This is a genomic window from Bradyrhizobium sp. 35 (assembly GCF_023073215.1).
GTDB classification, from domain to species: Bacteria; Pseudomonadota; Alphaproteobacteria; order Rhizobiales; family Xanthobacteraceae; genus Bradyrhizobium; species Bradyrhizobium canariense_D.
On record NZ_JADPJC010000080.1, the window covers coordinates 182423 to 204491 of the forward strand.

The 22069-nt window shown below is 64.0% G+C and carries 23 protein-coding genes; 7 read left to right on the plus strand and 16 right to left on the minus strand.

Going from position 1 to position 22069, the window contains the following annotated elements:
- Genes IVB36_RS17055 through IVB36_RS17080 form a run of 6 tightly spaced genes read left to right on the plus strand, consistent with a single transcriptional unit; the run spans position 1 to position 5207 of the window.
- Positions 1–1041 carry a nucleotidyltransferase family protein gene (locus IVB36_RS17055; RefSeq protein ID WP_247392373.1) on the plus strand — a complete coding sequence of 347 codons (1041 nt, stop codon included), beginning with the start codon at positions 1–3 and terminating at the stop codon, positions 1039–1041.
- Positions 1038–1850: an SDR family oxidoreductase gene (locus IVB36_RS17060; RefSeq protein WP_247392381.1), complete on the plus strand. Its 813-nt coding sequence runs from the start codon at positions 1038–1040 to the stop codon at positions 1848–1850. The genes IVB36_RS17055 and IVB36_RS17060 overlap by 4 nt, the downstream gene beginning before the upstream one ends.
- A 40-nt stretch (positions 1851–1890) precedes the next feature.
- The gene (locus IVB36_RS17065) at positions 1891–3069 is read left to right on the plus strand and encodes an N-acetyl sugar amidotransferase (RefSeq protein WP_256467260.1); all 1179 of its coding nucleotides are present in this window, start codon (positions 1891–1893) and stop codon (positions 3067–3069) included.
- Positions 3070–3112: 43 nt separating this feature from the next.
- Positions 3113–3751, plus strand: a complete 639-nt coding sequence (hisH, locus tag IVB36_RS17070) for an imidazole glycerol phosphate synthase subunit HisH (RefSeq protein WP_247392384.1) — start codon at positions 3113–3115, stop codon at positions 3749–3751.
- A gap of 9 nt (positions 3752–3760) precedes the next feature.
- On the plus strand, positions 3761–4537 hold the full coding sequence (locus IVB36_RS17075) for an imidazole glycerol phosphate synthase cyclase subunit (RefSeq protein WP_247392386.1): 777 nt from the start codon (positions 3761–3763) through the stop codon (positions 4535–4537).
- A gap of 4 nt (positions 4538–4541) precedes the next feature.
- Entirely contained in the window at positions 4542–5207 is a 666-nt protein-coding gene (locus IVB36_RS17080; protein ID WP_247392388.1) for a hypothetical protein, read from the plus strand.
- Here the strand turns inward: IVB36_RS17080 and IVB36_RS17085 are convergent, their stop codons facing one another.
- The 10 genes from IVB36_RS17085 to IVB36_RS17130 form a co-directional block, all read right to left on the minus strand.
- Positions 5208–6521: an aminotransferase class III-fold pyridoxal phosphate-dependent enzyme gene (locus tag IVB36_RS17085; protein ID WP_247392389.1), complete on the minus strand. Its 1314-nt coding sequence runs from the start codon at positions 6519–6521 to the stop codon at positions 5208–5210.
- A gap of 388 nt (positions 6522–6909) precedes the next feature.
- Positions 6910–8121 (minus strand): glycosyltransferase family 4 protein, encoded by a 1212-nt coding sequence (locus tag IVB36_RS17090; protein WP_247392391.1) that lies wholly within the window; start codon positions 8119–8121, stop codon positions 6910–6912.
- Between the two features lie 22 nt (positions 8122–8143).
- A complete protein-coding gene (locus IVB36_RS17095) occupies positions 8144–9124 on the minus strand; it encodes a GDP-L-fucose synthase (protein WP_276576955.1) in 981 nt (326 codons plus the stop codon).
- Complete coding sequence (gmd, locus tag IVB36_RS17100) at positions 9096–10181, minus strand: GDP-mannose 4,6-dehydratase (protein WP_247392400.1); 1086 nt, start codon at positions 10179–10181, stop codon at positions 9096–9098. The genes IVB36_RS17095 and gmd overlap by 29 nt, the downstream gene beginning before the upstream one ends.
- Before the next feature lie 203 nt (positions 10182–10384).
- Complete coding sequence (locus tag IVB36_RS17105) at positions 10385–10903, minus strand: HAD family hydrolase (RefSeq protein ID WP_247392403.1); 519 nt, start codon at positions 10901–10903, stop codon at positions 10385–10387.
- 90 nt (positions 10904–10993) lie between these two features.
- Entirely contained in the window at positions 10994–11203 is a 210-nt protein-coding gene (locus IVB36_RS17110) for a hypothetical protein (protein WP_247392405.1), read from the minus strand.
- A 68-nt stretch (positions 11204–11271) separates the two neighbouring features.
- Positions 11272–11502, minus strand: a complete 231-nt coding sequence (locus tag IVB36_RS17115) for a hypothetical protein (protein WP_247392406.1) — start codon at positions 11500–11502, stop codon at positions 11272–11274.
- 53 nt (positions 11503–11555) lie between these two features.
- Positions 11556–11762 (minus strand): hypothetical protein, encoded by a 207-nt coding sequence (locus IVB36_RS17120; RefSeq protein WP_247392408.1) that lies wholly within the window; start codon positions 11760–11762, stop codon positions 11556–11558.
- 17 nt (positions 11763–11779) lie between these two features.
- The gene (locus tag IVB36_RS17125) at positions 11780–11920 is read right to left on the minus strand and encodes a hypothetical protein (protein ID WP_247392410.1); all 141 of its coding nucleotides are present in this window, start codon (positions 11918–11920) and stop codon (positions 11780–11782) included.
- 278 nt (positions 11921–12198) lie between these two features.
- Positions 12199–13422, minus strand: a complete 1224-nt coding sequence (locus IVB36_RS17130; protein ID WP_247392412.1) for an AMP-binding protein — start codon at positions 13420–13422, stop codon at positions 12199–12201.
- Between the two features lie 86 nt (positions 13423–13508).
- On the opposite strand from IVB36_RS17130, the gene IVB36_RS17135 reads away from it, so the two are divergent.
- Positions 13509–14663, plus strand: a complete 1155-nt coding sequence (locus tag IVB36_RS17135; RefSeq protein WP_247392414.1) for an AGE family epimerase/isomerase — start codon at positions 13509–13511, stop codon at positions 14661–14663.
- Here the strand turns inward: IVB36_RS17135 and IVB36_RS17140 are convergent.
- The 6 genes from IVB36_RS17140 to IVB36_RS17165 form a co-directional block, all read right to left on the minus strand.
- Positions 14660–15502: an ABC transporter ATP-binding protein gene (locus tag IVB36_RS17140; protein WP_247392415.1), complete on the minus strand. Its 843-nt coding sequence runs from the start codon at positions 15500–15502 to the stop codon at positions 14660–14662. The two genes, IVB36_RS17135 and IVB36_RS17140, sit on opposite strands and share 4 nt — an antisense overlap.
- Before the next feature lie 159 nt (positions 15503–15661).
- The gene (locus tag IVB36_RS17145) at positions 15662–16945 is read right to left on the minus strand and encodes an ABC transporter substrate-binding protein (RefSeq protein WP_247392417.1); all 1284 of its coding nucleotides are present in this window, start codon (positions 16943–16945) and stop codon (positions 15662–15664) included.
- A 46-nt stretch (positions 16946–16991) separates the two neighbouring features.
- Entirely contained in the window at positions 16992–18065 is a 1074-nt protein-coding gene (locus IVB36_RS17150) for a branched-chain amino acid ABC transporter permease (protein ID WP_247392418.1), read from the minus strand.
- 3 nt (positions 18066–18068) lie between these two features.
- Positions 18069–18962: a branched-chain amino acid ABC transporter permease gene (locus IVB36_RS17155; RefSeq protein ID WP_247392420.1), complete on the minus strand. Its 894-nt coding sequence runs from the start codon at positions 18960–18962 to the stop codon at positions 18069–18071.
- Positions 18963–19182: 220 nt separating this feature from the next.
- Positions 19183–21114, minus strand: coding sequence for a long-chain fatty acid--CoA ligase (locus IVB36_RS17160; protein WP_247392424.1), 1932 nt, complete (start codon positions 21112–21114; stop codon positions 19183–19185).
- Complete coding sequence (locus tag IVB36_RS17165) at positions 21111–21932, minus strand: ABC transporter ATP-binding protein (RefSeq protein WP_247392426.1); 822 nt, start codon at positions 21930–21932, stop codon at positions 21111–21113. The genes IVB36_RS17160 and IVB36_RS17165 overlap by 4 nt, the downstream gene beginning before the upstream one ends.
- Positions 21933–22069 lie beyond the last annotated feature (137 nt).

Genomic DNA, 22069 nt, shown 5'->3' on the forward strand with positions numbered 1-22069 from the left:
ATGAAGGGTGCATTCGTCGTTAATGAAGATACCCCGTTGATCGAGACGCTGCGGCGGATCGATCAGGGCAATCTGCAACTCGCCATCGTCGAGCGCGAGGGCAGGATCGTCGGCACCGTCACCGACGGCGACGTGCGGCGCGCGCTGCTCGGCGGCGTCCGCCTGGACGCTTCCGTCAGTCTCGTGATGAACCGCACCCCGATCACGGGGCCGGTCGGCATCTCGAATCCCGCCGCGCTCAATCTGATGCGCAAGCATTCGATCCACCAGCTTCCGCTCGTCGATGCGGAAGGCCGGGTGATCGAGGTCAAGCTGATCGACGACCTGGCGCTCGCGCAACAATCCGATCACTGGGTCGTGCTTATGGCCGGCGGCCTCGGCTCGCGGCTGAAGCCGCTCACCGACGATATCCCGAAGCCGCTGATCCGCGTCGGCGACAAACCTATCCTGGAGACCGTGCTCGGCGGCTTCGTGAAGGCCGGCTTCGGCAAGTTCTTCATCTCGGTCAACTACAAGGCCACCATGATCCACGAATATTTCGGTGACGGCTCGGCCTGGGGCGTCGAGATCAACTATCTCCATGAGAATGAGCGGCTCGGAACGGCCGGGTCGCTGTCGCTATTGCCGGAACGGCCGACGCAGCCATTTTTCGTCATGAACGCTGATCTGCTGACGACGGTAAATTTCGAGCAGATGCTGAAATATCATCGCGAGCATCAGGCCTTCTCCACCGTCTGCGTGCGCGAGCATTCGGTGACCGTGCCGTTCGGCGTTATCGATTTCGACGACCATCGCCTGCTCGGCATCCGCGAGAAGCCGACGCAAAAGTTCTTCGTCAATGCCGGCGTCTATCTGCTCGACCCCGGCGTGCTCGATCATCTCGACGCCAACGAAGCCGTGGACATGCCGACTCTGATCGAGCGCACCATCGCCAAGGGCAAGCCGTCAGTCGTATTCCCATTGCGGGAATACTGGATCGACGTCGGCCGCCTCGACGATCTGCAGCGTGCATCCGACGAATTCCAGAGGATCTTTGGATGAGCACCGACCGTTCGCTCCGCGAGATGATGTCGCTCGACGGCCGCGTCGCTGTTGTCACCGGGGGCGCCGGCCATATTGGCCGCGCGATCGCGGGCGGCCTTGCCGAGCTCGGTGCCAGCATCGCGCTGGTCGACATCGCGGCGTCCGCTGGCACGGAGGCCGCCGCGAAGCTGGCGGCGACCCATTCGGTGAAGGCTTCGATGTTCGACTGCGATTTCGAGCGGGGCGACGCAGTCAAGGATCTGCCGCGGCGGGTGCGCGAGGCCTTTGGCGGCATCGACATCATCGTCAATTGCGCGGCCTTCGTTGGCACCAGCGGGCTCGAGGGCTGGGCGGTGCCATTCGCGCAGCAATCGGACACGACCTGGCGGCGGGCGATCGAGGTCAACCTCACCGCGCCCTTCGTCCTGATCCAGGCTGCGGCCGAGGATCTGGCCAGGTCAGGCCATGGCAGCGTGGTCAATATTTCGTCAATCTATGGCCTTACCGGGCCCGACTGGCGGCTCTATGAGGGAACTGCGCTCGGGAATCCCGCGGCCTATGCCGCCAGCAAGGGCGGCCTGATCCAGATGACCCGGTGGCTAGCTACCACCATGGCCCCAAACGTCCGCATCAATGCCGTCGCGCCGGGCGGCGTCTTCAGGGCCACCCCGGAACCGTTTTTGAGCCGCTATGTGGCGCGGACGCCGCTTGCACGCATGGCGCGCGAGGACGATATGAAGGGTGCTGTAGCCTACCTTGCGAGCGACCTGTCGGCCTATGTGACGGGCCAGTGCATTGCGGTCGACGGGGGCTGGACGGCGTGGTAAGCCGACAGCAAATCATTCAATCGAGGCGAGAATCTCCGAAATGTTGAGCTGTAGTAAATGCTTATTGCCGGAAACGGCGGAGGCCACTTCATTCGACGAGGCCGGCTCGTGCAGCGTCTGCGCGCAGATCGAGGTGCGCGATACCCAGATCAACTGGGAGGAGCGCCACGGCCAGATGATGGAGCTGGTCGCACAATACCGCGATAAAGGACTGTACGACTGCATCGTGCCCTACTCAGGCGGCAAAGACAGCGTTTTCCAACTCTGGTATGTCGTCAAGAAACTCGGCCTGAAGCCGTTGGTGGTGCGCTTCGACCACTGGTTCTACCGGCCGCTGATCGAGGAAAACAACACCAGCGTCTTCAAGCAGCTCGGTGTCGACGTCTTGAACTTCACGCCGAACTGGCACGTGGTGCGCGAGCTGATGCTCGAATCGCTGAAGCGCCGCGGCGACTTCTGCTGGCACTGTCATACCGGCATCTACGCCCACACCATGCAGATCGCAATCCGCTACGAGACGCCGCTGCTGTTCTGGGGCGAGAGCCTTGCGGAATACCAGTCTTTTTATTCCTACGATGAGATGGAAGAGGTCGACGAGAAGCGCTTCAACCGCGCGATGAACCTCGGCATCACCGCCGACGACATGTACGAATTCCTCGGCGGCCGCGTTGCCAAGCGCGACCTGTATCCATTTGTCTATCCGCCGCGCAAGGAGCTGATGCGGATTAAGTGCCGCTCGATCTGCCTCGGCAGCTACATCAAGTGGGACACCAAGAAGCACGTCGAGATCATCAAGCGCGAACTCGGCTGGAAGGGCCAGGAAGTCGAGGGCATTCCGCCGGAGTACGACTACGAGAAGATCGAGTGCTTCTTCCAGGGCGTGCGCGACTACCTGAAATACATCAAGCGCGGCATGGGCCGGACCAACCATCTTGCCAACATTGACATCCGTAACAAGCGCATGACCCGCGAGCAGGGGGAGGCGCTAGTGCGCGAGTTCGACGGCAAGCGGCCGCCGAGCCTCGATCTGTTCCTCGACTACCTCCAGCTCACCGAGGAGCAGTTTCTGGGCATCGCGATCAAGCACGAGGTCAGCCCGTGGCAGTTCTCGCCGAATACGGTCGCGCCGGGCCGCCGCATGCCGGACATGGACAAGTGGAACAACACGCAAGTTCCGTGGCCGAACCATCCCGGCGTCGAAATCGGCGGGAAGGGCTAAATCAGCGAGGGGCAATCGGGCGCGCGTCCCGGGGGAGCAGGCGATGTCAGGCGTAGCGATCGTCGATTACGGCATCAACAATGTGCGCTCGGTGAAGAACGCCGTCGAATATTGCGGCTTCGATCCAGTTGTGACCCATGACCCCGACGCGATTGCGGACGCTTCCCACGTGATCCTGCCCGGCGTCGGCGCGTTCGGCGACGCCATGAGCAATATCCGCGCGCGCGGCATCGACGAGATGCTTGAGCGTCAGGTTCGCGACAAGGGCAAGCCGTTCCTCGCTGTGTGCCTGGGCATGCAGTTGCTCGCGAACAGCTCCGAGGAACATTCCGACGACGGCGTGCCGCATCGCGGGCTCGGCTGGTTCGATGCCGACGTCCTGCGGTTGATCCCGAACGATCCGGCGCTAAAAATCCCGCATATGGGCTGGAACATGGTGGCGAAGGAACGCAACCATCCGATCCTCGCCAATATCCGCGAGAGCAATCTTGCGTTCTATTTCGTTCACTCCTTTGCCATGCGCTGCAAGGAAGCGAGCGACGTTGTGGGCTTTGCCCAGTACGGCCAGCGGGTGACCGCGATCATTGCGCGGGACAACATCGCCGCCACTCAGTTCCATCCCGAGAAGAGCCAGGACACGGGGATCGACTTGATGAGCAATTTCCTGCGCTGGAATCCGTAAAGTCCAGAGATGCTGAAGAAGCGCCTGATCCCCAAATTCCTGCTGCGCGATGGCAAGCTCGTCAAGTATGTCCGCTTCTTCGAGAACGAGCGCGCCGCCGGCAATCCGGTGACGACCGCGAAGGTTTATAACGACTACGGTGTCGACGAGCTGATCGTGCTCGACATCGTGCCGAGCGCGGCCTCGCGCGGCCGCGTCGTCGACATTATCGAGCGGATGTCAGAAGAGATATTCATGCCCTTTACCGCCGGCGGTGGGGTCAAGACACTCGAAGACGTCAACATGCTGTTGCGCGCCGGCGCGGACAAGGTGTCGGTGAATTCGGAGGCCGTGCGGCGTCCGGAATTCCTGCGCGAGGCGGCGCGCACCTTCGGCGACCAGTGCATGACGGTGTCGATCGACTACAAGAAGATCAGCCCCAACCACGCCAGCGTGTTCATCGACGGCGGCCGCGAGCATGTCGCGCTCGATCCGATCGAATGGGCTCAGCGCTGCGAGGATCTGCATTGCGGCGAGGTGCTGCTCGGCTCGATCGACCGCGACGGCACCATGAGCGGCTACGACCTCGACATGATCCACAAGGCGGCAAGCGTCCTGAGCGTGCCGCTGATCGTGTCCGGCGGCTGCGGTTCGCTCCAGCACGCGATCGACGCGCTGGAAGCCGGCGCGTCGGCGGTGGCGATCTCGTCGATGTTCCTGTTCACGGATCACAGCCCGATCAAGCTGCGCAGCCATCTGTTCTCGCGCGGCCTCGACGTGCGCGCCAGCTCCTCAAGCAGAAATTAGCGCCGTGCAGCTCTCGCTTGCCCCCAACGATCTCGCCCTCTATGTGCGCAGGCAGTTCGAGAACCTGTTCCCCGACGGTGCCGACCTCAGCGACCTCCCGAAATTCGTCGATCTCGCACTTGGCCGGATCGATCACTGCTTTTCGCGGGTGCGCCTGAAAGGATTTTTCGCCAACGGCGAGGCGCGGTTCTCGCACTGGCACTCCGACCAGTACGCGATCTTCCTCTACTACCTCGCCAACTCGGCGTTTCGCGAGCGGCCCGGCCACCCCATCGCCGACAAGGGCTATGCCCTGAACAAGGCGCTGCACGCGATGGATGCGTTCTACGAGGTGGAGTTGCCCGACGTGTTCGCGGTCCAGCATCCTGTCGGCACCGTGCTCGGCCGCGCCAGCTATTCAGACTACTTCATCTGCTATCACAACTGCACGGTCGGGGCGAACCTCGACAACGGCTACCCGTCGTTCGGGCGCGGTATCGTGATGTATGGCGGCAGCCGCGTCATCGGCAAGACCGCCGTGGGCGACAACACGTTCGTGTCGACCGGCGCGATCGTCATCGACGGCGGCGCGCTTGCCGCCGATAGCATCCTGCACGGTATCCATCCGACGGCTGCGCGGTCGCCGACGTCGCGCAACGTGGTGCGCGATATCTTCGGCGTTGTGACATGATCAGGTCAGCCGCTTGAACCCGGAATGCGCGACGGGGCCACGCAGCAACTGCTTGACGGCCTTCTGGTCGACCGCGACGCGCAAGTCCTGGAACACCTCGTTCACCGTCTCCAGATAGCGGTCGACATGGGCATCGGTGTGCGACCACATCGCGTAGAACGAGCCGGTAGCGAGGATACCGCGGTCGAGCATCATCTGGGTGAACAGGGTGCGCACCTCCTGCGCTTCGGGCAGGTCGAATGCGAAATGGCCGAGCGGCGAGATGCCGGAGACGTGCAGCGGCAGGCCGGTGGCCTGTGACGCCTCGGTCCAGCCTTTCTGGATGCGACTGCCGGTCCGCATCAGGTGCCGCGCGACGTTCTGCTCGCGATGCTTGCGCAACGTGGCGAGGGCCGCGACCGGGCCGACGCGCTCGGTCCATGCCGTCGAACTGACGAAGGTCTCCTGGGCTGCGTCCATCACAGAGGCGCGGCCGACGATCGCTGCCATCGGGAAGCCGTTGGCGATGGCTTTGGCGAACACAGCCATATCGGGATCGACGCCATAGGCGAGATGCGCGCCGCCGGAATTAATGCGGAAGCCGGAGGTGACCTCGTCGAAGATCAGCGCGGCGCCGCAGCGATCGGCCAGCGCGCGGATGCCCTTGATGAAGGCGGGCTCGGGTTCGCTCGAGCGCACCGGCTCCATCACGATCGCGGCGAGGCGCTCGCCATGAGCGGCGACGATCGCCTCGATCTCGTCGAGCTTGTTGAAGTGGAACGGATGCATCAGGCCGGCGAGACCGCGCGGCACGCCCTTGGTGTCGAGGCCCGGGAGCAGATGGCCGTCGAGCGTGGTAGTCTCGCCGAGATTGGCGCTCAGATACCAGTCATGCCAGCCGTGGTAGCCGCAGAACGCCACCATGTCGCGGCCGGTCGCCGCACGCGCGATGCGGACCGCGATCGCCATGGCCTCGCCGCCGGCACGGCCGAAGCGGACCATGTCGGCCCAGGGATGCAACTCGACCAGCAGTTCGGCGAGCTCGATGTCCTCGGCGCAGTTCAGCGTGGACATCGAACCCAGGTCGATCGCGGTCTTCACGGCGGCGTCAACGTCGGGATCGGCAAAACCGAGGATGGTGGCGCCGATGCCGCAATAGCTCATGTCGAGATAGGTCTTGCCGTCGAGGTCCGTGACCTCGGCGCCTTTGGCCGATTTGAAGTAGGTCGGCCACTGCTCCGGCAGGAACATTTCAGGCCGCTTTGAGAGCAATTGCGTCCCGCCGGGCATGATCTTGCGCGCGCGTTGATAAAGCGTTTGGCCGGTGCTCGACATTGGATTCTCCTGCGCGGAAGGTAGGCGGTGGATACCGCAAGCCCCCTGGTCAGGCAAGGTGCCGGAGGGCAGGCCCTGCATGCCTGAAATCAGTGCGCGACGCTGCAGGACAGGCAGGCGCTCGATCGTGCCGCGCAGGGGAGAGGGACCATCATGGAGGCTTCGACGCGTGCCCGCCGCTTTCGTGCAAGGGGCGTCGGCCTGTTCGTCACGGTCTCGTCGCCGCGCGTTCGGGTGGCAGCGTCTGCCTTGGCGAGCGACGCGCTCAGAGCATGATTCGGAAGAGTGTTCAGCGGTTTTCCCTTGTGACAAACGCGTTTGCGCGGTGATCATGCTCAAAACGATGAGCTCAAAGTGCGACGATGGCTCGAAACGAATTCGTCGCGCTTTAGCGGGGTGTGCGTGCCCGGCTGACATCGCCGACGACCTGCCGATAGCGGGCCAGCGCGACATCCTCGCGATATTTCTCGGCAATGCCGGCGGCACGAACGCCCTTGTCCATTGTGGCCTGCCGATCGCTCGCCGCCTCGCGAATCGCCCGCGCAAGTTCGGCAGGATTTTCCGGCGGGACCACCCATCCGATGGTTCCTTCACCGACCACGAGCGCACCTTCTGAATTTGCCTCCGACGTGACGACGACCGGCCGGCCGACGGCGAGGATGTTGTAGAGTCGGCTGGGAATCGAGACGCCTGCGACATGGCGACGATAGGGAATGACCCAGAGATCGGCGGCCGACAGAAAATCGACGAGCTCGTCTTCGAGCACCGGTTCGAGGATTGTGACGTTCTCCAGCCTGTCCTTGGCAAAGAGGTCGTTGAGCACGGTCCAGCCGACACCCCAGCCGGACAGGACGAAATGAATGTCCCTCTCATTCCGGAGCAGGCGGGCCGCTTCGAACACCGTTGCGGGGTCGTGGGTGAAGCCGAGATTACCCGACAGGCCGACAATGAACCTGGATGGATCCGGCGCGCGGAAGCGGCTGGCTGGATCGGTCTTGCGGTATCCGATCGCGATCAGCGGCCAGTTCGGGATGAAGTGAAGCTGGTCCGCGATGACCCCGCGATATCTTCCGAGGAGCGGCGGCACGTCGCGGCCGATCACGATGATCGCATCGAGATGCCGGAACAGCAGCGTGTTGGCAAAGCGGATGAGCCGGACCGCCAGCGAATTGGAGCGGACCATACCGGCCGCTTCCAGCGCTTCCGGGTAGAGGTCGTAGATCAGGAGCATGGTCTTTGCGCCGCGCAACTTGGCTGCGAGAAGCACGGTATAGGGCAGGGTGAACGGCGTGGTGACGCAGAACACGATGTCGTCGGACGTTGCCCGTCGGAGGACCGAGAAGAACATCTTGGCCGCAAGCAGGCAGATGGCCGCCGCGCGTTGGATGATCGCGGACTTGCGCGGACTCCAGCTCTTGAGTTCGACGATTTCGGGGTTGCGGGGTTGGCCCACGCTGCGCGAGCCCTTGGTCGCGGAAATCACGACGACCTGACTGTCGCGAGCGAGGCTGTCGGCGATCTTGCCCACATAGACGGCCGTCGTGGTCGCGTCAGGCGGATAGAACTGGGCCGCTATGATGAGTTTTGCGGGCGGAGTCATGTGCGGGCGCGGCCCTCGCCGGTTATGTGTGGAGCTGTGAAAGCCCTTTAGCCTGGATCTCCGCCAGATAGGCCGCATAGGCGCGGCGGATGCCGTCTTTCAGCGAGGTTTTGGCGCGCCAGCCTAGCGTGGCGAGGCGGCTGACGTCGAGCAGCTTGCGCGGCGTGCCGTCCGGCCGCGAGCTGTCGAAACTGATCTCGCCGCTGTAACCGACGATTTCACCGACCACGCGCGCGAACTCGGCGATGGTGATGTCCTCGCCGGTGCCAATGTTGACCAGCTCGGCACTCGAATAGGTCTTCATCAGATGCACGCAGGCATCGGCCATGTCGTCGACATAAAGGAACTCGCGCCGCGGCGTGCCCGTGCCCCAGATCACGACACTCTTCGCGCCCTTAACCTTGGCCTCGTGGAAGCGCCGGATCAGGGCCGCGACCACGTGGCTCATTTCGGGGTGGAAATTATCGCCGGGGCCGTAGAGATTGGTCGGCATCACGCTGATGAAGTCAGAGCCATACTGGCTACGATAGGCCTCCGCCATCTTGATCCCGGCAATCTTGGCGATTGCGTAGGGCTCGTTGGTCGGCTCCAGCGGACCGGTGAGCACGGAGTCCTCGCGCAAAGGCTGCGCGGCGTGCTTCGGGTAGATGCAGGACGAGCCCAGAAACATCAGCTTCTCGGCACCGTTCTGATGCGCGGCCTGGATCACGTTGGCCGCGATCGCGATGTTATCGTAGATGAATTCGGCGCGCAGCGTGTTGTTGGCGACGATGCCGCCGACCTTTGCCGCGGCGAGGAAGATCACCTGCGGCCTCGTCTTCGCGAACCAGTCGAACACCGCGGCCTGGTTGCACAGATCGACCTCGCGCCGGTCCACGGTGACGAGCCTGACGTCCTCCCGCGCCAGCCGACGCGCGATCGCGCTGCCGACCATGCCGCGATGGCCGGCGACGAAGACGCTTTTGCCTGTCAGCTCAAACGGTGCGTTTGCCACTGCCCGCATCCCGCTTTGCATCCGCCAGATCGCTCGTCATCATCTCCGCGACGAGCTCTGCAAAGCTCCGCTTCGGCTTCCAGCCGAGCACCGCGCGTGCCTTGCTGGCATCGCCGACGAGGAGATCGACCTCGGTGGGGCGGAAATAGGTCGGATCGATCTTCACGACCGTCTTGCCGGTCTTGGTATCGACGCCGGTCTCGTCGACGCCCTCGCCGCGCCACGCGATGCGGCGGCCGACATGCGCGAACGACAGCTCCACCATCTCACGCACCGAACGCGCCTCGCCGGTCGCGAGCACGAAATCATCGGGCTTGTCGGCCTGCAGGATCTTGTGCATGCCCTCGACGTAGTCACGTGCATGGCCCCAGTCGCGCTTGGCCGAGAGATTGCCGAGATAAAGCGTCTCCTCCAGCCCGAGCTCGATGCGGGCGACGCCGCGCGTGATCTTGCGGGTGACGAAGGTTTCGCCGCGGATCGGGCTCTCATGGTTAAACAGGATGCCGTTGCTCGCGAACATGCCATAGGCTTCGCGGTAGTTCACAGTGATCCAGTAGCCGTAAAGCTTTGCCACGCCGTAAGGCGAGCGCGGATAGAACGGCGTGGTCTCCTTCTGCGGGATCTCCTGGACCAGGCCATAGAGCTCGGAGGTCGAGGCCTGGTAAAACCGCGTCTCCTTCTCCATGCCGAGGATGCGGATCGCTTCCAGCAGCCGCAGCACGCCGATCGCGTCGGCATTGGCGGTGTATTCCGGGCTCTCGAAACTGACGGCGACGTGACTCTGGGCAGCGAGATTGTAGATCTCGGTCGGCCGGACCTGCTGCACCAAGCGGATCAGGTTGGTCGAGTCCGTCATGTCGCCGTAATGCATCAGGAACGGCACGTCGCCGACATGCGGATCCCGGTAGAGATGGTCGACCCGGGCGGTGTTGAAGGAGGACGAGCGCCGCTTGATGCCGTGCACTACATATCCGAGCGATAGCAGGTGTTCGGCCAAATACGCGCCGTCCTGTCCGGTCACGCCGGTGATCAAGGCGACGCGCTGTTTGGAGTGTTGAGCAGTCATAGCTGTTTCCAGGCACCCGGCTTAAGATTGAGGGAGGTTGCGTATCCTACTTTTCTCGCGGTGTCTCGTTTTCCAGCAAGGCGCGATTGTCTAGTAAATGCCTTTGTATTTTCAATGCATTAAGCGAGTTTGAGCGGGCTGCGGGGCGCCTGCCGAGACCTGGCAGACGAATCCCCGTTTCCGACCGAACGGGAGCGGGTGTCTCAGGTGAGCTTCAGCGCCTCGCCCACGAAAGTCGCGAGATTGCCTTCTTGAAACAACAGGCCGCGGATGCCGGCTGCGCGCGCCGCCTCCAGGTCGCGCTCCTGATCGCCGATCAGGAGGCTTCTGTCGGCTGCGACGGGAAAGCGCTTCATCAGGTCAGTGATCATTCCGGGTGCGGGCTTGCGCCGGCCGCTGTCGCGACGGTAGCGCTCGACGGCGGCCTCGGGATGGTCAGGACAATATTCGAACGCATCGATATGCGCGCCGACCGCGGCGAGTTCCTTCGCCATCCAGCGGTGGAGGGCGTCAACGTTGCTCTCCGAATAGAAGCCGCGGGCGACCCCGGACTGGTTGGTGATAACGAAGGCGAAATAGCCGGCCTCGTTCACGAGCCTGACCGCCTCGCGCGCACCGTCCATCCATTTGAACTTGCTGGCCTCGAAGAGGTAGCCCGCCTCGTGATTGAGGACGCCGTCTCGGTCGAAGAAGACAGCCGGGCGTCTCGATGTCGTCGTCATGGGGTGCCGCAATAGTTGTTTGCGGCCCTTGTTCGCCGTCACGGCGGCGGCTTGTCAAGGATGTCGGCGAATTCCGACCGGGCTTGGCGGTTACGTCGGCTCCGTCAGCATTATGGTGACCACTAGCCTGCGGCCGTCGCGCACCATGCCGCCGCGGTGGATCCCGAACGGATCGAACAGCACCGCGTCGCCCTGGTCGCTGGTCAGGCGCCATTCGTTCCCGAGGATGGTGTCGGCATATTCGTTGCCGGCCGGCAGGTCGACGCCGGACGCTGCCTTCCGCTGCAGGAACTTTGGCAACGCATTGAAGAGCCGGCGGCTTTGCGGCTTGGTCCAGGACAGGCCGGCATAGTCGTTGGCGCGCCGGATCAGGCCATCCCGAAGTTGCGGCTCGCGCGATGCATTCCCCGGACATAGGTGAACGGGCCGTTGTCGGGCCCGACCTCGCTCACATAGATGATGAACTTCAGGAGATTGTAGGTCGCATCGACGTGACAATAGTCACAGGGCGAGTCGGCAACGCCAACGTCGCTGAAGTGATTCGACCAGAACGCGTCGCTCGGGTCGTTGATCTGTGGCACCACATGGGCGATCGCCACCGACGACCGAGATAGGCGCTGGCCGCGTCGATGACGCCAAGCTCGGCCGCCAGTTAGTTGAAATAGGTATAGACTTCCGGGAAGACGTCCTTGTCTAGCCACAGCCGCGTCTCGTCAAAGTGGCGCTGATCCGGCGCCTTTTGCGCGAGCCTTGCTTCCAGCGTGCGGTAGTGCGGGGAAAGCAGCTCGCGGACGCGGCCGAGCTGTTCCGCCGACAACCACAAACCCGCGATGCCGTCGAGGTTAAGCGTGTTCAGCACGCTGGTCCCGGCCGCCGTCACCGGCTCGCCGGCCGGCGCATCAGTCGCCGCAGCTTCTGTGTCGCGATCAGCCGCAGATAGGTTGGCGAGCGCCGGATCAACTCGGCGATCTTGTGCGAATTGTCCTTGGGGCGCGGCAGATGCTCGTAATCGGCCACCAGGCGCGCCGCGATGATCGCAAAGCCCGATGCGAATTTCGCCAGCGCGGCGACGCGTTCGCCGAGGCTCGGCTTCGGGAAAGCGGTGCCGTAGGCGAGTGGTGCGGATAGTCGATGACCGGCAGGTGATCGTACGAATACGGATGCGATGTCATGGCGCTGCCTTTCCGAAGAACCGCTGCCTTATTCGGATGGCAGGCACCAATCGTCATTGACGTCGATCAATGACGACTCACTTCGTCGGGAGGAGCAGTCGGAATCGTCCGACCCGGCAGCGGTTAGCGCTCGTCGGAGATTGCCTTGCCATCGTTCGGCAGCGCGCCCGGGCTCACCAACTCGACGGCGCCGCCAAGCTTGGTCACGGCCCGCAAGCTGGCCGCGAGTTCGTCGCGCAACGCCTCGCTCGCCGCAGCCGTCTCCGCCCTTAGCGTCATCGCGTCGCTTTCGCCCTGGCGTGACACGACAAGGCGCAGGCGCCCGAGCGCGGGGTGGCGCCTGGCGATGTCGGCGATCTGCTCCGGGCGCACGAACATGCCCTTGACCTTGGTGGTCTGGTCGGCGCGGCCCATCCAGCCCTTGATGCGCATGTTGGTGCGCCCGCAGGGGCTGCGGCCCGGCAGCGCCGCCGTGAGGTCGCCGAGCGCAAGCCGGATCCAGGGATGGTGCGGGTCGAGCGAGGTCACGACGATCTCGCCGACGTCGCCGGGCGCCACGGAATCGCCGGTACCGGGCTTGACGATCTCCATGATGAGATCCTCGTTTACGACCATGCCGTCGCGCGCGCCGGTCTCGAAGGCGATAATGCCGAGATCGGCGGTGCCGAAGGCCTGGTAGGCGTCGATGCCGCGCGCCTTGATCTCGGCCTGGAGCGAGGGCGGGAAGGCCGCGCCCGAGACCAGCGCGCGCTTGATCGAGGAGACGTCGCGGCCCGAGCTAGCGGCAGCATCGAGCAATATCTTCAGGAAGTCCGGCGTGCCGCTGTAGCCGACAGGACGGTAGGCCTCGATCAGCTCGAATTGCTGCTCGGTATTCCCTGGACCTGCCGGGATCACGGCGCAGCCGAGCGCGCGCGCCGACGCATCGAAGATGAAGCCGCCGGGGGTGAGATGGTAGCTGAAGGTGTTGAGCACGATGTCGTCGGGCCGGAACCCGGCCGCGAACAGCGCCCGTGCGCCGCGCCACGGATCGGCCTGCCGCCCCTCCGGCTCGAAAATCGGCCCAGGGGAGGTGAAGAGGCGGGCGAACGAGCCGGGCGCCGCCGCGACGAACCCTCCGAAGGGCGTGGAGACCTTGTGCAGGGCCGGCAGTTCCGACTTGCGCAGCACCGGGAGGCGCGCCAGGGCCGCCCTGGAGGTCACGGTAGCCGGGTCGACGCCTTTCAGCCGATCGGCATAGGCGGGCGCGGTCATCGCAGAGCGCAGCACGCCGGGCAGGCGGGCGAACAGATCGGCCTCGCGCGCAGCTTGCTCGCGCGTCTCGAGGGCGTCGTAATGGGCGGTCATGGCTGATCTTTCCGTGTTGGCATCCGTTGCGTGCCGCCGCCGGCATGGGTATCAGACGGCCATGGACGAGGTTTGAAGAGGACGCGATGGCGGACGAGGGAATCAGTGCGGCGGACGAGGCGGCGGACGTCGTCGCGCGCCTGAAGCGCCGCATGATCGACGAGGCGCTGCCGCTGTGGTCGACGGTCGGCTGGGACCATGGCGCGGGTGGTTTCATCGATCGGCTGCATCGTGACGGTACGGCGGACAGCGCCGCGCCGCGGCGCGTGTTCGTGCAGGCCCGTCAGATCTGGTGCTACGCCAAGGCTGCGCAGATGGGCTGGTACCCTGAGGGGCGCGCCATCGCACTGAAGGGGCTCGAGCATCTGCTCGCCAAAGCAAAGGCGCCCGACGGCCGGCCCGGCTACGTGCACCGGCTGACGCCGGAGGGCGCGATGTTGGACGGCCGGCGCGACGCCTACGACCACGCCTTCATCCTGTTTGCGCTCGCGGCCGTCTATGCGCTCGACCAGGACGCACAGGTTCGCGCCGAGATCGACGCGCTGCTCGCTTTCCTCGACGGCCATCTGCGCTCGCCGCACGGCGGCGTCCACGAAGGCCTTCCGGTCTCGCTGCCGCGCCGGCAGAACCCGCACATGCATCTGTTCGAGGCGATGATCGCGTGCTTCGACGCGACCCACGATTTTTCGTTCCAGAACCGTGCCGGCGAGTTCTTCGCGCTGTTCCTCGCCAATCTCTACGACAAGCGGACATGCGCGCTCGGCGAATATTTCGAAGAGGACTGGTCGAAGATCGCGCCGGTCAGCGTCGAGCCCGGCCACCAGGCGGAATGGGTCTGGTTGCTGAAGGGGTTCGAACGCATCACGGGCTGCCCGACCGGACACCGGCGCGCCGAGCTGCTGGAAACCGCGCTGCGCTATCGCGACGAGGCCACCGGCTGCCTGATCGACGAGGGGGACGACGCTGGCAATATGCGCCGCACTACGCGCCGGCTGTGGCCGCAGACCGAGATTGCGAAGGCGTGGATCGCGCAGGCCGAATCCGGCGAGGCGGGCGCGGCGGACGAGGCGCGCATGGCGCTGGCGCGGCTCGAACGCCATTATCTCAGCCATCCCGTGCGGGGCGGCTGGTACGACCAGTTCGAGCGCGACGGCAAATCGCTGATCGACACCATTCCTGCGTCGTCGTTCTATCATGTTCTCTGCGCAGTCACGGAAGCGGAACAGGTATTGGAAGGTTAAAGCCAGCGCTTGCGCCGCTTGAAGCTCTTGAGGTTCTTGAAGCTCTTGCGCTGGTCGCCGGCGCCGCCGAGGTAGAATTCCTTGACGTCTTCGTTGTCGCGCAATTCGTCCGCGGTGCCGTCGAGCACGACCTTGCCCTGCTCCATGATGTAGCCGTGGCTTGCCACCGACAGCGCAGCGCGGGCGTTCTGCTCGACCAGGAGAATGGTGACGCCGAGGTCACGATTGATCTTGTGGATGATCGAGAACACCTCTTTCACCAGCAGCGGCGACAGACCCATCGAGGGCTCGTCCATCAGGATCATCTTCGGGCGCGCCATCAGCGCGCGGCCGATCGCGAGCATCTGCTGCTCGCCGCCGGAAAGATAACCAGCCAGTCCGGTGCGCTCCTTCAGGCGCGGGAAATAGTCGAAGACCATGTCGAGATCGGCGCCGACCTCGCGGTCCCTGCGGGTGAATGCGCCGAGCTTGAGGTTTTCCAGCGAGGTCATGTCGGCGACGATGCGCCTGCCCTCCATCACCTGGAAGATGCCGCGGCGAACGATCTTATCGGGATCGATGCCGTTGATGCGCTCGCCCTCGAACAGGATCTCGCCGCGCGTGACTTCGCCGTCCTCGGTCTTGAGCAGCCCGGAGATCGCCTTCAGCGTCGTCGACTTGCCGGCGCCGTTGGCGCCGAGCAGCGCCACGATCGCGCCCTTGGGCACGTCGAGGCTGAGACCGCGCAGCACCAGGATGACATCGTCATAAACGACCTCGATGTTGCGCACGGCGAGGAGAGGCGGCGCGGGTACAGCGCCTGGGGAGGGACGAGCAGCTGCTTCATGAATTTCGGTCATGTCTCATACTCCGCTGTCGTCGCCCGGCTTGACCGGGCGACCCAGTTTCCAGAGACGCCTGAGACTCACTGAGAGGCCCCGGCGTACTGGATCCCCCGCTCCAGTGCGCGCTGCGCACAAGGCGGGGGATGACATTTGTGTGTGAGGTAAGCGCTAAGCTCACCAGCCCAGCAATTCCGGCTTGCGCGGCAGCTCGACCGTCTTGACCTTCTCGAGTTTGATCGCGCCCTTGGCCATGAGGTCGTTGAGGTCGCCGTCGGTCGCGCCCGCAATTTTGGTGCGGTAGAGGTCGACCTTCAGCGTGCCGCGGTGGTCCTTGTCGGTCCAGGTCGAGGGATTGCAGACGCCTTCCATGCCGGCCGGCACCCAGTCCTTCTTCTGGTAGAAGCCCTTGGCGACGTTCTCGCCGGTGGCGCCGCCGTTCTTGGCGGCCCAATCGATCGCCTCCTTCATGTAGAGCGCCGAGCACACCGCCGCGATGTAGTGCACGGGCCGATAGACCTTGCCGGTCGGGTCGGACATCTTCGAGATCTCCATGACCGTCTTCATGCCGGACGCATCGCCGCCCCAGCTCACAGCGGTGCGCAGCGGAAAGATCACGCCGTCGGCGGCATCGCCGGCGGTCTTGGCGGCGTTCTCGTCCATGCCCCAGACATTGCCCATGAACTGGATGTCGACTCCGGCGGTCTTGCAGGCCTTCATCACCGAGATGTTGGACGCGGCGGTGTTGCCGAGATAGGCGTAGTTGGCGCCCGAGGATTTCAGGCTCAGGCACTGCGCGCTGTAGTCACCCGGCGCGAGCGCGAACACCAGCGGCGGTAGCACCTCGAAACCGAGCTCCTGCGCCATGGCTTCGCCGGCGGCCTTCGGTGCGTTCGGATAGGGGTGGTTGGCGCCCATGTGGACGAATTTCGGCTTGCCGGACTTGCCCTTGGCCTTCCAGTCCTCGGCGGCCCACATCAGCATGGCGCGGAGCGAGTCCGAATAGCTCGGGCCGTAGAAGAAGTTGTACGGCGCGGGCTTGGCCTTGCCGCTGACACCTTCGGGGTCGGTGAGCGCGGCGGCATATGAGCCGGACATGTCGGGGATCTTGTCCTGGGCGAGGAAGCCGGTCAGCGCCTCGGTGTCTGCCGTGCCCCAGCCCATGATGGCCGCGACCTTGGAGTCGGGCGCCGACCACTTCTTGTAGAGCGCGATCGCGCGCGGCACCTGGTAGCCGTAATCGTTGGTGTCGACATTGAGCTGCTTGCCGCCGACGCCGCCGTTCTTGTTGACCCAGGCGAAGGTGTCGGCGACGGCCTGGCCGTAGGGCGTGCCGACGTCCGACGTGCCGCCGGAATAATCGGCGAGATGCCCGATCGCGATCTGCGCCTGCGCGCCTGACGAGAATGCGGCGATCGCCAGCGCAAGCGACGCGGTGCTCAAAAGGGATTTTGTCTTCATTGGTTGCCTCCTCCTGTTTATTTGTTGGTTAGAGAGTTGCCCGCGCTCAATGGGAGAACGGGTAGAGTTTCCAGTATGCCTTGATCTGTCGCCAGCGATGCGCGAGCCCGTCGGGCTCGAACATCAGGAACGCGATGATGATCACCCCGATCGCGATCTCGCGCAAGAAGGTGATGTTGTTGTTGAGCGACAGCGCCTTGTCGATCGCGCCGCCCTTCAGCGCCACGCTAAGGAACTCCATCGTCTCGGGCAGCAGCACCACGAACGCGGTACCCATCAGCGTGCCCATGATCGAACCGGTGCCGCCGATGATGATCATGGCGAGGAACAGGATCGAACGTTCGATGCCGAAACCCTCTTGCGATACCACGAGCTGGTAGTGCGCATAGAGCGCGCCGGCGATGCCGGCGAAGAACGCGGCAAGGCCGAACGACAGCGTGCGATACTTCGTGAGGTTGATGCCCATGATCTCGGCGGAGAGATAATGGTCGCGGATCGCCACCAGCGCACGGCCATCGCGGGTGCGCATCAGGTTGGTGACGAGGATGTAGCTCGCCAGCACATAGGCCAGCACAACGTAGAAATACTGCCTGTCGCCGCGCAGCGTATATCCGAAGATCGAGAATGTATTTGCGCTCGCCGGCACCGAGCCGCCGGTGAACCACTCGGCGCGGGAGAAGAAGTCGAGCAGGATGTACTGCGCGGCCAGTGTCGCGATCACTAGGTAGAGCCCCTTCAGGCGCGCCGCCGGGATGCCGAAGATCAGCCCGACCAGTGCCGTGATGATGCCGGCAAGCGGGATCGAGAAGAACACCGGGATTGGCGCGTTGTTGGAGATGTAGGCCGAGGTGAAAGCGCCGAGCAGGAAGAAGGCGGCATGGCCGATCGAGATCTGGCCGGTGAAGCCGACCAGGATGTTCAGCCCCAGCGCCGCGATCGAGAAGATGCCGATCTGGATCAGGATACTGAGCCAGTATCCGCTGAAGAACTGGGGTGCGAAGCACAGCAGCAGCACGCCGGCGACCGCAAAATTGCGGCTGGTCGTGGTCGGAAAGATCGTGGTGTCGGCCGCATAGGAGGTGCGGAAATCACCAGCAGGGATGAGGGCGGGGCCGGCCATGGATCAGATCCGTTCGATGTCGTGGGTGCCGAACAGGCCGTAGGGCTTGATCATCAGCACGATGATGAGGACGTAGAACGGCGCGATCTCGTAGAGATTGCCCCAGTGAAGATACTCGCTGTCGACATATTGCGCGATGTTCTCGAGCAGCCCGATGATGATGCCGCCGAGCACGGCGCCGCCGACGGAATCGAGTCCGCCGAGGATCGCCGCCGGAAACACCTTAATGCCGTAGCCGGCCAACCCGGACGAGACGCCGTTCACCACGGCAACGACGACGCCCGCGACCGCGGAAACCGTCGCCGAGATCGCCCACGCCATCGCGAACACGCTTTTCACGGAGATGCCGAGCGATTGCGCGACCTGCTGGTTGAACGCGGTGGCGCGCATCGCAAGGCCGTACTTTGAGGCGCGGAAGAACCAGGCCATGCCGATCATCATCGCGATCGAGACGACGAGGCTCATGACGTAGACGGTCTGGATCTGGAGCCCAAGCAGGCTGACGGACTGGCTCTCGAAAACGCGCGGGAACGGCTGTGGATTGACACCGAACATCCATTTCAGCGTCGCCTGCAGCACGGTGGACAGGCCGATCGTCACCATGATGACCGAGATGATGGGTTCGCCGATCATCGGCCGCAGGATCAGGACCTGCACCGCGATGCCGAACACGAACATGAACACCAGCGTCATCGGCATGCCGATCCAGAACGGCACCTGGTATTTCGCGAGCAAGGTCCAGCACACCCAGGCGCCGACAAGCAAGAGCTCGCCCTGCGCGAAATTGACGACCTGGCTAGCCTTGTAGATCAGCACAAAGGACATCGCGACCACGCCATAGAGCGTGCCGACCACGAGGCCGTTGACCAGGAGCTGGATGAGGAAGGCGGTATTCATGAAGTGGTGCTCGCTGACAAATCCGGCGCGCTATTCCCCTCTCCCCTTGTGGGAGAGGGTGGCTTCGCGAAGCGAAGACGGGTGAGGGGTTGTCTCAGCAGTAAGGGCGGGGAGAGAGGACCCCTCACCCGAGTGGGGTCTTGGCTAATAGCGGAGATGCCCTCTCCCGCAAGGGGAGAGGACGCATCGACCCGCATCGCGCTCTCGGTTCGAAGTAGGCTCACTCCGCGGCCTCCGCCATGTGCCCGGGTCCGCCCAGGTCCACGACCCTCAGCGTTGTACGTACGCGCTGCGTGCTGCCGTCCTGGAAGCGGATCACGGTGTCCACGGGGATGTCGGCCTGGCCGCGGTAAATCGCGTCGATGATGCCTTCGTATTTTTCGTTGATGACGCTGCGGCGCACTTTCCGCGTGCGGGTGAGTTCGCCGTCGTCGGCGTCGAGCTCCTTGTAGAGCAGCAGGAAACGGGAGATGCGCTGTGCCGGCGGCAGAGTCGCGTTGACGGTCTCGACTTCCTTCTTGAGTAGCGCATAAACCTCGGGCCGCGAGGCCAGGTCGCTGTAGGTCGTAAACGAGAGCCGGTTCTTCTCCGCCCATTTCGAGATGATGGAGTAGCGGATGCAGATCATTGCGGCGAGCGCGTCGCGGCCCGAGCCCAGCACCACGGCTTCGGCGATATAGGGGGAGAACTTCAGCTTGTTCTCGATGAATTGCGGCGAGAAGCGCTCGCCGCGCGAGGTCTCGGCGAGATCCTTGATGCGGTCGATGACCACGAGCTGACGGTTCGCGTTGAAATAGCCGGCGTCACCGGACAGCATCCAGCCGTCCTTGATGTCGGCTACGCTCGCCTCCGGGTTCTTGTAGTAGCCGAGGAACATGTTGGGATGCCGCACCACGATCTCGCCGACGCCGTGGACGTCGGCATTGTCGATGCGGATCTCGACGCTGTCGGCCATCGGCACGCCCGTCGTGTCGGGATCGACCTTGCCCGCGGGATGTAGCGTGTAGGCCCCCAGCAGCTCGGTCTGGCCATAGAGCGTGCGCAGCGGCACGCCCATGGCCTGGAAGAACTTGAAGGTCTCGGGCCCGAGTGCCGCGCCGCCGGTTGCGGCTGAACGCAGGCGGGTGAAGCCGAGGCGGTCGCGCAATGCACGGAACAGGATCGCGTCGGCAAAGCCGGAACGCTCGCCCTGTTCGAGCGCGGCAAGCCCGCTCTTCATGCCGATGTCGAACAGGCGCTGCTTGAACGGGGTTGCGTCCATCACCCTGGCGCGGACATCGGCGGCGATCGATTCCCAAACGCGCGGTGCAAACAGGATAAACGTCGGCGCGATCTCGCGCAGATCGTTCATCATGGTCTCGGGCTCTTCGACGAAGTTGATCTTCATCCGGCACAAGAGGCCTTTGCCGAGTACATAGACCTGTTCCATGATCCAAGGCAGCGGCAGCACCGACACGTATTCGTCGTCCGGCCCTTTCGGGTCGAAAGCGAGATACGTGGCGCAATGGCCGAGCACGCGGCCGGCGGCGAGCATCGCGAGCTTTGGATGCGACGTGGTACCTGATGTCGTGCAGAGGATCGCGACGTCCTCGCCCTTGGTGGCGTCCACCAGCCGGTCGTAAAGATCCGGTTCGCGCGTAGCCCGCGCCCGGCCGAGTTCGGCAAACGTCTCCGCCGACATCAAGCGCGGATCATCGTATTTCCGCATGCCGCGCGGATCGGAATAGATGATGTGCTTCAGCTTTGGGACGCGGTCGGCGAGGGTGAGCAGCTTGTCGACCTGCTCCTCGTCCTCAGCGAAAACGAGCTGCGCCTCGCCATAATTGAGGAGATACGAAGCTTCTTCGTCGAGCACGTCGCGATAGAGCCCGAGGCTCAATCCGCCGACCGCGTGGGTCGCGATTTCCGCCGCGACCCAGTCCGGCCGGTTGTCGCCGATGATGCCTACGACGTCTTGGCGCCCAAGGCCCAGTTCGACGAGGCCGAGCGCGAAATCGCGCACCCGCGTCTGGTAGTCGTTCCAGGTGAACGGGCGCCATAGCCCGAGATCTTTTTCTCGGAGCGCGATCTCGTTCCCGTACTCCTTCGCATTCAGCCGAAGCATTTTGGGATAGGTGTTGGCCTGCGCGACACGGCCTGCGTAATCCATCATGCCGCGCTCTCCTGCGCCGGCGGAGCATCGTCGGGGTCGACCAGCACCTCGTCCTCTTCGCCAAGATAGGCGCGCCTGACGTGGGGATCAGCGAGCACGGCGGCCGGATCGCCCTCGGCGATCTTGCGGCCGAAATCCAGCACCATGACGCGGTGGGAGATGTCCATCACCACGCCCATGTCGTGCTCGATCATCACCACGGTCATGCCGAACTCCTCGTTGAGATCGACGATGTAGCGGGCCATGTCCTCCTTCTCCTCGAAGTTCATGCCGGCCATCGGCTCGTCGAGGAGAATGAGGCGCGGCTCCAGCGCCATGGCGCGGGCGAGCTCGACGCGCTTGCGCAAGCCGTAGGAGAGAGTGCCGGCCGGCGCCTTTCGCACCGACTGGAGATCGAGGAAATCGATGATTTCTTCCACCTTGCGGCGGTGCTCGAGCTCTTCCTTGCGCGCGCCGGTGAGCCAGTACAGCGAGCCCGTGAGAAAATTGTTCTTCAGGAGGTGATGGCGTCCGACCATGATGTTGTCGAGCACGCTCATGTGGTGGAACAGCGCCAGGTTCTGGAAGGTGCGGCCGATGCCGAGCGACGCGCGCGCGTTGGGCGTCAGGCCGGTGATGTCGCGGCCCTGGTAGAGCAGCTGGCCTTCGGTCGGCTTGTAGCGGCCGGAAATACAGTTCACGATCGAGGTCTTGCCGGCGCCGTTGGGGCCGATGATCGAGAACAGCTCGCCTTCCCTGATGGCGAAGCCGACATCGGTCAGCGCACGAACGCCGCCGAATCGCAAGGACACGCCGCGCACTTCAAGACTGGTAGCCACCAAACAGATCCCTCCCGGTGATGGCGCTTTCAGTGGCGCTCTTCGTCCGCTCCTGTCGTGCGATCCTAGTACGACCGTGCCGGTGAGGCCATGCAGCAGATGGTCTCGACCGCAGCCGCGCCGCTCTCGTTCCCGTT